Annotated in this window: 9 protein-coding genes; 1 reads left to right on the top strand and 8 read right to left on the bottom strand. The window is 65.9% G+C overall.

The window, feature by feature from the left end; all coding sequences use genetic code 11:
• On the top strand, positions 1-239 hold a 239-nt coding region (locus Y705_RS0106715; protein ID WP_216698756.1), incomplete at its 5' end, for a hypothetical protein.
• Positions 240-381: 142 nt separating this feature from the next.
• Here Y705_RS0106715 and xdhC read toward each other — a convergent pair.
• The 8 genes from xdhC to Y705_RS0106665 form a co-directional block, all read right to left on the bottom strand.
• Positions 382-1,236: a xanthine dehydrogenase accessory protein XdhC gene (xdhC, locus tag Y705_RS18040; protein ID WP_081737858.1), complete on the bottom strand. Its 855-nt coding sequence runs from the start codon at positions 1,234-1,236 to the stop codon at positions 382-384.
• An 11-nt stretch (positions 1,237-1,247) separates the two neighbouring features.
• Positions 1,248-3,650: a xanthine dehydrogenase molybdopterin binding subunit gene (xdhB, locus tag Y705_RS18035; protein ID WP_049822385.1), complete on the bottom strand. Its 2,403-nt coding sequence runs from the start codon at positions 3,648-3,650 to the stop codon at positions 1,248-1,250.
• Between the two features lie 2 nt (positions 3,651-3,652).
• The gene (locus Y705_RS0106700) at positions 3,653-5,194 is read right to left on the bottom strand and encodes a xanthine dehydrogenase small subunit (protein WP_026532294.1); all 1,542 of its coding nucleotides are present in this window, start codon (positions 5,192-5,194) and stop codon (positions 3,653-3,655) included.
• Positions 5,195-5,306: 112 nt separating this feature from the next.
• The gene (locus Y705_RS18030) at positions 5,307-6,908 is read right to left on the bottom strand and encodes a nucleobase:cation symporter-2 family protein (RefSeq protein ID WP_081737857.1); all 1,602 of its coding nucleotides are present in this window, start codon (positions 6,906-6,908) and stop codon (positions 5,307-5,309) included.
• 105 nt (positions 6,909-7,013) lie between these two features.
• A complete protein-coding gene (gene pucL / locus Y705_RS18025; RefSeq protein ID WP_081737856.1) occupies positions 7,014-7,952 on the bottom strand; it encodes a factor-independent urate hydroxylase in 939 nt (312 codons plus the stop codon).
• A 2-nt stretch (positions 7,953-7,954) separates the two neighbouring features.
• Positions 7,955-8,293, bottom strand: a complete 339-nt coding sequence (gene uraH, locus Y705_RS0106675) for a hydroxyisourate hydrolase (protein WP_026532291.1) — start codon at positions 8,291-8,293, stop codon at positions 7,955-7,957.
• Complete coding sequence (gene uraD / locus Y705_RS0106670; RefSeq protein WP_026532290.1) at positions 8,290-8,784, bottom strand: 2-oxo-4-hydroxy-4-carboxy-5-ureidoimidazoline decarboxylase; 495 nt, start codon at positions 8,782-8,784, stop codon at positions 8,290-8,292. Before uraD ends, uraH begins: the two co-directional genes overlap by 4 nt.
• Before the next feature lie 590 nt (positions 8,785-9,374).
• On the bottom strand, positions 9,375-10,976 hold a 1,602-nt coding region (locus tag Y705_RS0106665), incomplete at its 5' end, for a transketolase-like TK C-terminal-containing protein (RefSeq protein WP_026532289.1).

Below are 10,976 nucleotides of genomic sequence, written 5' to 3'. Positions count from 1 at the left end.
CCCCGACCCGCCCGCCGGCGTGTAGCCTCGCTGCTGACGGAAGGGATGTCATGCACAAACCGATGCGGATCGCGGCACTTGCCGTCCTGCTCGTCGCACTCGGGCTTCTTGCATTCGCCCAGTGGCTTCCGGCCCTGGCCTTCCTGCCCGTCGGTACGGCGATGCTGCTGGCGGACGGGCACCACTTCTCGACGGCTCCCCCGCGGAAGCGGCGTGAAAGTGAACCGCCTTATGAGTGACGATCCCGTCGGGTGAGCAGCTGACAAACGAACGTGGGGCCCAGCCATTGGCTGGGCCCCACGTTCGTCTGTGTCCGTACAACGCCTGCCGGCACGACGGCGGCAAGGGTGCCGGCGTCGGCGTCCCTTGACATGCCGGACCCTACGGGACGGCGCCTGTCGCGACTGGTCCGCCCTCGTGCTCCCCGTTCCGCTCGCCGGGGTTCGACGGAAGAAGCTGGAGCAGCCGGGCCGCGACACTGATGGCGATCACCGCGGGAGTCTTGCCCGTGATGTCCGGAAGCCCGATCGGGCAGCTGATGCGCTCGACGACGGCATCCTCGTGCCCCTCGGCCAGCAGTCTCGAACGGAACCGGGACCATTTCGCGCTGGAGCCGATCAGTCCGATCGAGCCCAGGTCGCTCCGGCGCAGTGCGGCATCGCACAGGAGGAAATCCTCGGCGTGGTCATGGGTCAGGATGAGCACGTGCGAACCGGCCGGCAGGTCGCCCAGTATCGAATCCGGGACAGGACTGTGGACGGGGTGGACCTCGGCGAACCCGCCGACGACGTCGGCGAGCTGTGCAGCACCTACCTGCTCGGCACGGCTGTCCACCAGGTGCAGGCGAATGGGCAGCCGGGAGAGGATCCGGGCCAGCTCGTGGCCGACGTGTCCCACGCCGAACACGGCGACGGTGGGCCGGGCCAGGAACGGTTCGAGGAGGACGTCGACAACGCCCCCGCAGCACTGCTTCCCGTGCTGGGTCACGGCACGCTCGTTGAGCGGGAACGTGAGGCTTTCGGGGGTGGTGGTGCCGGCGTCGAGCATGGCCCGGGCACGGTCCATCACCGTGGCCTCCAGGTTGCCGCCGCCGATGCTGTCCCAGGCGCCGTCGGCACCGATGAGCATCTTCGCGCCGGCCTCCCGGGGAGCATGGCCGCGCACCCCGGTGACCGTGGCGAGCACTCCCGGCCGGCCGCTTGAACGCAGGCGCTGCAGCGCTTCCAACCAGTCCATGTCAATCCATCTCAGTGCGCCGGCGCGGGAACCGGGAAAGGTATCGGATCCGCCTGCGCGGCGGCCTCGGCATCGCGTGTCGCCTGGGCCTCCCGCGCACGCGTGATCGCCCAGTAGACGGCTTCGGGAGTTGCCGGGCTGGCGAGTTCGACCTCCCGGTCGCCTGGCCCGAAGGCGGCTGCCGCCTGGCGGAGTGCCTCGCGGACGCTGAAGGCGAGCATGATCGGCGGTTCACCGACGGCCTTCGATCCGTAGACCACGCCGTCCTCGGTAGCCTTCTCGAAGAGGTGGACGTTGAACTCCTCCGGCATCTCGGAGAAACTGGGCAGCTTGTAGGTGCTCGCCGACTGGGAGGCCAGGCGCCCGCGGTGTGGTCCGTCGGAAACGTCCCAGCGCAGCTCCTCGAGGGTCAGCCAGCCGGCTCCCTGGACGAAACCGCCCTCGATCTGCCCGACGTCGATCAGTGGCGAAAGGCTGTCGCCGACGTCGTGCACGATGTCGGTCCGCAGTTGCCGGTACGCGCCGGTGAACCCGTCGACCTCCACCTCGGAGACCGCTGCCCCATAGCTGAAGTACTTGAACGGCTCGCCCTGCATGCGGGCACTGTCCCAGTGCAGCCCTTCGGTGCGGTAGTACCCTGCGGCCCAGAGCGACACCCGCTGGAAATACGCGTCGCGCGCCAGGTCCGCAAAGGGAATCCCCGGATCGGAGAAACCGATTCCGGTGACGATGCCGTTCGCGAACCGGACGTCGTCGGGGTGGATGTTCAGCTTGCGTGCCGCCACCTCTGCCAGGCGGTCGCGGATCTGGTCGCAGGCATTCTTGACCGCCCCGCCGTTGAGGTCGGCACCCGAGCTGGCCGCCGTGGCCGAAGTGTTGGGCACCTTGTCCGTGCGGGTGGGAGCCAGGCGGACGATCTCCAGAGGCACCCCGAGGGCGGTGGCGGCCACCTGGCGCATCTTTGTATGCAGCCCCTGCCCCATCTCGGTACCGCCGTGGTTGATCAGGATCGACCCGTCCTTGTAGACGTGCACCAGCGCACCGGCCTGGTTGAACGCGGTGAGGTTGAAGGAGATGCCGAACTTCACCGGGGTGACGGCCAGGGCCCGCCGCAGGTGCGGATGTGAGGCGTTGAACCTCTCGATCTCTTCCCGACGCCGTTCGACGTCGGCGCGGTCGTGCAGCTGTTGCCAGATGGCATGGAGCCGCTCGGCGTGCCGGACCGGCTGGCCATAGGGTGTGCTCTGCCCCGGGACGTAGAGGTTCCGCTTCCGGAGTTCGCCGGCGTCGAGGCCCAGCAGCGGGGCGCATCGCCCCAGAATGTCCTCGATGACGAACATGCCCTGCGGTCCGCCGAAACCGCGGAAGGCCGTCTGGGAGGTCTTGTTGGTCTTGGCGATCCGACCGTGGACCTCCACGTTGGGGATCCAGTAGGAGTTGTCGATATGGCACAGGGCCCGGGCCAGGACCGGCTCCGACAGGTCGAGGCTCCATCCGCCGTCGCTGGTCAGTGTGGCCTTCAGCGCCTGGATACGGCCCTCCTCATCGAAGCCGGCTTCCCAACGCGCGTGGAACGGGTGCCGCTTGCCCGAGAGGGTGATGTCCTGCGTCCGGGTGAGCCGCAGCCGCACCGGCCGGCCGGTCAGGGTGGCTCCCAGTGCGGCGATGGCAGCGTAACCGTGGGGCTGCATCTCCTTCCCGCCGAAGCCGCCTCCCATCCGCAGGCACTGCACCGTCACCTCGGAGCTTTGCAGTCCGAGGACGTGGGCCACGATCTCCTGGGTTTCCGAAGGATGCTGCGTGCTGCAGTGGACCAGTATCTGCCCACCCTCGTCGACGTAGACGAAGGAGGCATGGGTTTCAAGATAGAAGTGCTCCTGACCGCCGAACTCGATGTCGCCGCTGTATCGATGCGCAGCAGCCGCCAGGGCGGTATCGGCCTCGCCCCGGGTCAGGGTCGGCTGGTTGCCCTGGAAGCTCTCCGCCTCCATGGCTTCCGTCAGGGTCAGCAGGGACGGCAGCGGCCGATAGTCGACCTGCACGGCCTCAGCGCCGAGGCGTGCTGCCTCGAGGGTGTCACCCAGGACCCAGCACACTGCATGCCCGTAGAACATGACCTCGCTGGGGAAAAGCGGTTCGTCGTGCTTGATGCCGGCGTCGTTGGTCCCGGGCACGTCCGCCGCCGTCAGGACCCGGACCACTCCCGGGATCCCAAGCGCCGCTTCGGTGTTCAACGACTCGACCAGTGCGTGCGCATGCGGGGCCTGGACCGGCCAGGCGTGCAGCACGTTCGCGCTTCGGACAATGAGGTCATCGGTATACAGCGCCTCACCGGTGACGTGGAGGTCTGCACTTTCATGGGAGACCGGCACTCCCACCACGGGATTGACGGGGCGATTCGCGAGGGATTTCACCGTTATACCTCCAGGGTGGCGGGTTGCGTCTGTGCGTAGAACCGGAGCATGGACTGTTCGAGCATGGCCGAGCGGTAACGGGCGCTGGCCCGCAGATCGTCGATCGGCGTGCCCTCGGTGGCCATGATGGCTGCGGCGTCTGCCAAGAGCTCATAGGTCCACGGTTGATTCAGCAGAGCCTGCTCGGTCCGGAGCGCCCGGATAGGGGTGGCAGCTACGCCTCCCACGCCGATGCGCACGGAGGAGACGGTGTCGCCGTCGAGCTGGAGCGCGAAGCCGACGGCGACACTCGAGATGTCGTCGAAGCGCCGCTTCGCGATCTTGTAGAAAGCGGTCTGCCCGGCAAGCGGCAACGGGATCCGCACCGCACGGAGGAGTTCGCCCGGCTTTCGAACGCTCTGGCGGTATCCGGTGTAGTACTCGCTCAAGGGGATTTCCCGCTCACCGTTCCCGGAGGCCAGGAGCACGGAGGCGTTCAGTGCCAGCAGCGCCGGTGCGGAATCACCGATCGGCGAGCCGGTCGCCAGGTTGCCGCCGAAGCTCGCAGCGTTGCGGATGAGCCTCGAGGCGAACTGTGGAAAGAGCTGGTTCAGCAGCGGCACCCGCCCGTCCAGTCCGCGCTCCACCTCGGAGAGGGTCAGTGCCGCGCCGATGTCGATCCGGTCGGCGCCCACGGTGAGTACCCTCAACGGTTCGAGCCGGTCGATCGCCAGTACGAGGGAGGGCCGGGAGTGGCGGAGGTTGATCTCCACCCCCAGATCGGTGCCGCCGGACACCAGTTTGGCCTCAGGGGTATTTTCGAGAAGCCCGAACAGCTCATCCATGGTCTGCGGGCGGACGAACCGTGCGCCGCCGGCCGTGCTGTTCGTGGGGCGGGCAAGCGGAGCCGGGCTGTCCTGGCGGCGCAGCAGCGGATCGGTTCCTTCTGGAGTGCTGAGGGCATAGGCGGCGTCGCGGATGGGCCGGTATCCGGTGCACCGGCAGAGGTTCCCGCTCAGGGCGTGCAGGTCGAAGCCGTTGGGACCGGTTTCGTGGTCGGTCGCATGCTCCTCGCCGACCACGGAGGTGCCGGTCTGGGCAGAACCGTCCGGAGCCTCGCCGTCAGCGGCCCGGCTGTTCGCATTGCTCGAAGCCTTCGTGGTGCGCTCGGGCCGGTAGTATTCCGCCGCCATCGAGCAGACGAAGCCCGGGGTGCAGTAGCCGCACTGGGACCCTCCACGCTCCGCCATCTCCTGCTGGACCGGGTGCAGCTTCCTCACCGCGCAGGCTCCCGGCGCAGTGCCGAGTCCCTCCGCTGTCACGACCTCCTGGCCGTCGAAGACGAGAGCAGGAGGCAGGCAGGCATTGACCGAGGTCCAACGGCTGCCGTCGGAGCCGTCGGGCCGCGAAACCATCACGGCGCACGCACCGCACTCGCCCTCGGCGCAGCCTTCCTTGGACCCGGTCAGTCCCTCATCGCGCAGCCAGTCGAGCAGGTTGGTGTGCGGGCTTACCCCGTCGCAGCTCCGAACCTGCCCATTGACCGTTACCTGAATCCGTTCCATGCTGCTCCTCAACATCCCATCTGGGTCTGACCTTTGAACCGTCCAACTCTTGAACCGTCCGACTTCCGAACCGCCGGCAAGCGGGGCCGACCGGCCCCGCCTGCCGCTGCGACTATGCCTGGGCGTTCCGTCCTCCATGGTCCGGGCCGTCCGACGATTCGCTCGAGGCGCAGATCCTGCGTATCTCGTCAGTATGGCTGATCTCGCCCTTCTGGATCTTCTCCTGGACGAGGACATACTGCGCGGCATTGACCACGGGAATCTCAGTGCCGTCGGCATCCATCAGCCTGCCGCCGTCGTAGTGGTCGCCGTCGCGGAAGGCCTGGAGCTCCTCGGCCCGCACCATGCGCGGCGGGCTTGCCGCGAACACCGACTGCTGGCTCGAGTTCCCGGCCTTCAGGTGGTTGAACAGCAGGTTCAGGAGGACGGCCATGATGGCGGCCGAACTGATTCCCGAGTGGAAGATGATGCCGAACCAGGTGGGGAACTCGTCATAGAAGGTCGGCGAGACCACCGGGATCATTCCGAATCCGAGCGAGACGGCCACGATGATGAGATTCATGTTGTCTTTGTAATCGACCTTGGCGAGCGTCCTGATCCCGCTTGCCGCGACAGTGCCGAAGAGCACGACGCCGGCCCCGCCGAGCACCGGCGTCGGGACTGCAGCAACGATGCGGGCCAGCAACGGCAACAGGCCGAGGACCAGCATGATCACGCCTCCAGCGGTGACCACGAAGCGGCTCCGGACTCCGGTGATCGCCACCAGTCCCACGTTCTGGGCGAACGCGGTCTGCGTGAACGAGTTGAAGATGGGGGCAATGGCGCTGGAGAGCATGTCGGCCCGGAGGCCGTCAGCGATCCGGCGGGAGTCCACCTTAGTCTTGGCGATCTCCCCCACCGCCAGGATGTCGGCAGTGGTTTCAGTCATGGTCACGAGGACCACGATGATCATCGAGATGATGGCGGCAGCCTGGAAGGTCGGCCATCCGAAGGCAAGTGGCTGCGGGAAGGCGATGATCTCGCCCTCCATAACCCCCGAGAAATCCGCGATGCCGAGGACCGCGGCGATGACTGCTCCACCGACGATCGCCAGCAGGATCGAGAGCCGTGAGATGGCGGAGTTGCCGAGCTTGCTCAGCAGGAGGACCAGTGCCAGGGTGGCTGCGGCGAGACCGATGTTCGAGAGCGATCCATAGTTCTCTGCACTGGGGTTACCCCCCATGGCCCAGTTCGCGGCAACCGGCAGCAGCGTCAGCCCGATGGTGGTGATGACGATGCCGGTGACGACAGGCGGGAAGAAGTGGATGATCCTTGCGAAGAACGGGGCGATGATGAGGCCGATCACGGACGCCACCAGAACTGCGCCGAACACCGACTGGATACCTCCGCCTCCCTCGAGGATGGCGATCATGGTGGCCACCCCGGCGAAGGACACTCCCTGGACCAGCGGCAGCTGCGAACCGAAGAAGGGAACGCCGTAGCTCTGGAGGATCGTCGCCGCCCCGCCGATGAACAGGCAGGAGGCGATGAGGAGGGCGATCTCGTCCTGCCCGAGCCCCGCGGCGGACCCGACGATCAACGGGACCGCGATGATTCCCCCGTACATCGTGAGGACGTGCTGCAGTCCGTAGGTGAAAGACCGGCCGAGCGGCAACCGTTCATCTTCGGGCCGCTGGAGAACGGCCTTCTTGTTTCTGGTCTTCAGTGCTTTCATAGCTGACTTCCTTGTCTGCTTGTCTGTTCCTGCGTTATTTGTTCCTGCGTTATTTGTTCCTGGTCCGGCGCGTGGCCGGATACTGGTATAGACCCGGGAGCGGGCTCAGCAGAATCCGGGCGTGTTGGCCCAGACCGCTGATTCCTCCGGTGCGCCTTCGCGCTCGACCGTTGCTTCGATGAGGCCGTAGGGGCGGTCAGCGGCGAAGAAGACCTCGTTGGGGTTGTCCAGTCCGAAGGGTGCCAGATCCACCAGGAAGTGGTGCTTGTTCGGCAGCGACATCTTGATCTCCTGGATCTCGGGGTGCGCCTCGAGGACTTCCTTGCCCATCTGGAACATGGTCTGCTGCAGGGCAAGTGAGTGCGTCTGCGCGAAGGCATCGAGGAGGATGCGGCGGACGCTTGCGTAGACCGAGTTGAAGTCGACGTCGAGGGTGTTGTACCTCCACCTGGCGGTGACGTCGGTGGCGAGGATGCGGTCCGTCGTCTCGGCGAGGGTGGTGTATCGGTCCCGCGGGAAGCCATGGAATTCGGATCCGGTGGACTTCAGGACGGTGAGGTCCTGGATGCCTGCGACCAGGTGCCGGCGTGCTCCTTCGACCAGCAGCACGGCCGTCCTGGTTTCGGACTTGTTGCGTGAGAAGGCGTGGTCGTGGTCGTTGATCCGCTCCCAGCCGTACTGCTCCGCTGCCCACCGGCCGCCCGTGACCCAGTCGAAGCATTCCGTGAAGTGGGTGCCGAGCCGCAGGAGGAAGGCCTCGGGCGATCCGACGCCGTCCTTCGCCAGTGCGTACACGGTGTTCTTCTGGGTGTCGGTAGCGACCACCTTCGAGTTGTCGCCCTCCGTGTGGGCGGACTCGAAATCGCCGTGCAGCTGGGAGGTGACGTTGAGGTCCTCGATGGCGTGGCGGTCGGTGTCCCGGGTGATCCGTACGAGACGGACCTCGGCCTTTCCATACTGGTTCCGGCCAAGGACGATGCGCCCTCCAGCTGCACCGTCGGCTGCAGGTGCGTGGGTGGAGTTCTCTTGCGTTGTTGCAGTCATGATCAGCTTCCTCGATAGGTTGAATAGGCGAACGGGCTCAGGAGTAGTGGTACGTGGTAGTGCTCGGTGGGGCTCGAGACGGTGAAGGTCAGTACCACCTCGGGGAAGAAGGTTTCGGTCCCGGTGCTGTGGAAGTACTCGCCGGTTCCGAAGCTGATGCGGTAGGTTCCGGGTTCGAGCCGGTCCGGGCCGAGGTCCCTGATCCGGCCGTCGGTGTCCGTGGTTCCGTCAGCGACCGTTTCCCAGCCTTCTGCCGATTTGAGGGACAACTGAGCGGTGACGCCCCGGGCAGGACGTCCGGTGCCGGTGTCCAGGATGTGGGTGGTGACATGGCTGGTCATGAGTGAAGTAGTCCTTCCAGACGGATGAGGGCAATTTCCCTGAGCTGTCCTGCAACCACAGGCAGTTCCTCGTCGGGCGTGTTGTTCAACCGGAGCCGAAGGCTGGTGAGGATGTCCTCGGCACTGCGGCCGGCAGCCCGGATCAGGAAAACCCGGCCGAATTTGTCCTCGTAGTCCCGGTTGCCGGCGAGCAACTGCTCTGCCGTGTCGGCTGAGGTGTCGACGCCGGATTGTTCCCGACGGGACATGTCCGCTTCCGTCGAGGTGCCGGCGGCTCGTTCGCCGATGCGGGGGTGGTGCTGCAGCGCCCTGTCCAACTCCGCCTCGGTCCAACCGGGCGCCGCGGTGGCGGCGAAGGACACGAGATCCTCCGTTGACGCGAAGGGGCGTGCGGCTGCGATTTCCTCGCTCCACCGGGGTACGTCCACGCACGGGCTGAGGGCAGCGGTGGCTGCTGGAAAAGGGGCGGAATTGAAGTCGTGCAGATTCATGGCGGGTGTCAGCTTTCGTCGTCTTCCACTGCAGCGCTGAACACCCTTGACCATCGACGGATCGACTTGATTCGATGTTTCTGCAGTGCGGAATTTCTATTTCACGAGAAAGTGTAACCCCTGTCACACCGGGTCTGTCAACTGTCGTCTTTCCAGTCCTGTTCATTCCTCGGGGCCATTGACCGCCTCCATGCGGAAGACCTACACTTCCACATAACGCAAGCACAATTACACTATGTGGAACTTAGGTGATCGTCAGACATGGATTCCCCAAACGGTCGAGCAGCGGCATCAAGCGCACCGGAAACTTCTTCCCTGTATCAGGCGGGGGGATCGGATCCGGACTTCTTCCTGCCCCCTCCCGGCAACCGGCGACCTCCAGGGGAAGCCCTGCGGCAGGTACTCGCCGACATTCTCCAGCGGGTGCGGCACCGCTGAAACCCCGCCTGGGAAGGTCGCTCGAAGTGGACACTCCGCCCGGGCGCACTGCGGGCTTCCGTGCCTCCAGATGAAAGCGACGACGGCGGGTGGGGTTTGGTGGCCCTGCCTGCCGTCGTCGTTGTTTTGTTGGTGTGGTTGGTGGGTGGTGGTTAGCTTTCGCCTCCGGTGGTGCCGGTGGTGCCGGCGTTGATGTCGTGGAGGGCGTATTTCTCGATGGCTTCGCGGGGTGCGGTGGTGTCGACTTCGCCGCGGCGGGCGAGCATTTCCAGGGCGCGGACAACGATGGAGTGGCTGTCGATCTTGAAGTAGCGGCGGGCTGCGGCGCGGGTGTCGGAGAAACCGAAGCCATCAGCGCCCAGGGTCGCGAATTCGTTGGGCAGGAACTGGCGGATCTGGTCGGGGACGGCTTTCATGAAATCACTGACCGCCACGATGGGCCCGGTGGCGCCTTCGAGTTGCTGGGTGATAAAGGGTTTGCGGGGTTCGGTATCGGGGTTCAGGAACGCGTCTTCCTCGGCGGCGAGGCCGTCGCGGCGTAGTTCGTTCCAGGAGGTCACGGACCAGACGTCGGCGGAGACGCCCCAGTCCTGGGCGAGGATCCGTTGGGCCTCGATCGCCCACGGGACGGCGACACCGGAGGCCAGCAGCTGGGTGCGGGGCCCATCGATCTTCGCCGGCGCGGCGAGGTAGATGCCCTTGAGCAGTCCCTGGACGTCGAGCCCTTCGGGTTCGGGTGGTTGGATGAAGGGCTCGTTGTAGACGGTGAGGTAGTACATGACGTTGCGGAACGATTCGGGTTCGTCGCCGATGTCCCCATACATCCGGTTGAGCCCGTCGCGCATGATGTGCCCGATTTCGTAGCCGAACGCCGGGTCGTAGGTGATCACCGCCGGGTTGGTGGAGGCCAGGATCGGGGAGTGCCCGTCGGCGTGCTGGAGGCCCTCACCGGTGAGGGTGGTCCGCCCGGCGGTCGCGCCGATGATGAATCCGCGGGTCATTTGATCGGCTGCGGCCCAGATGGAGTCCCCGGTGCGCTGGAAACCGAACATCGAGTAGAACACGTAGATCGGGATCAACGGCTCACCGTGGGTGGCGTACGCGGTCCCGGCGGCGGTGAACGCGGCCATCGACCCGGCCTCGTTGATTCCGGCGTGCAGGATCTGCCCGCTGGTGGATTCCTTGTACGCCAGGACCAGGTCCCGGTCCACGGAGAGGTAGTTCTGGCCCTTGGGGTTGTAGATCTTCGCGGTCGGGAAGAACGAGTCCATGCCGAAGGTCCGTGCCTCATCCGGGACGATCGGCACCACCCGGGTCCCGAAGTCCTTATCCCGCATCAGTTCCTTGAGCACGCGCACGAACGCCATGGTCGTGGCGGCCTGCTGCTTGCCCGAGCCGCGCTTGGCGACCTCGTAGGCCTTATCCCCGGGCAGGGTCACCTCGGCGTGTGTGGTGCGCCGTTCGGGCACGAACCCGCCCAGCTCCCGGCGGCGTTCCATCAGGTACTTGATCTCCGGGGCGTCCATGCCCGGGTGGTAGTACGGCGGGTTATACAGATCATCATCGATCTGCTCATCGGTGACCGGGATCCGCAAATGATCCCGGAACGCCTTCAAATCCTCCAGCGTGAGCTTCTTCATCTGGTGGGTCGCGTTACGGCCCTCGAAGTGCGGTCCCAGACCGTAGCCCTTGACCGTCTTGGCCAGGATCACCGTGGGTTTGCCCGTGAACTCGGTCGCCGCCTTGTACGCGGC

This window comes from Arthrobacter sp. H41 (genome assembly GCF_000520535.1).
Lineage (GTDB): Bacteria > Actinomycetota > Actinomycetes > Actinomycetales > Micrococcaceae > Arthrobacter_D.
The sequence above is the reverse complement of the archived record's forward strand: the minus strand, read 5'-3'. Positions and strand labels throughout refer to the sequence as shown.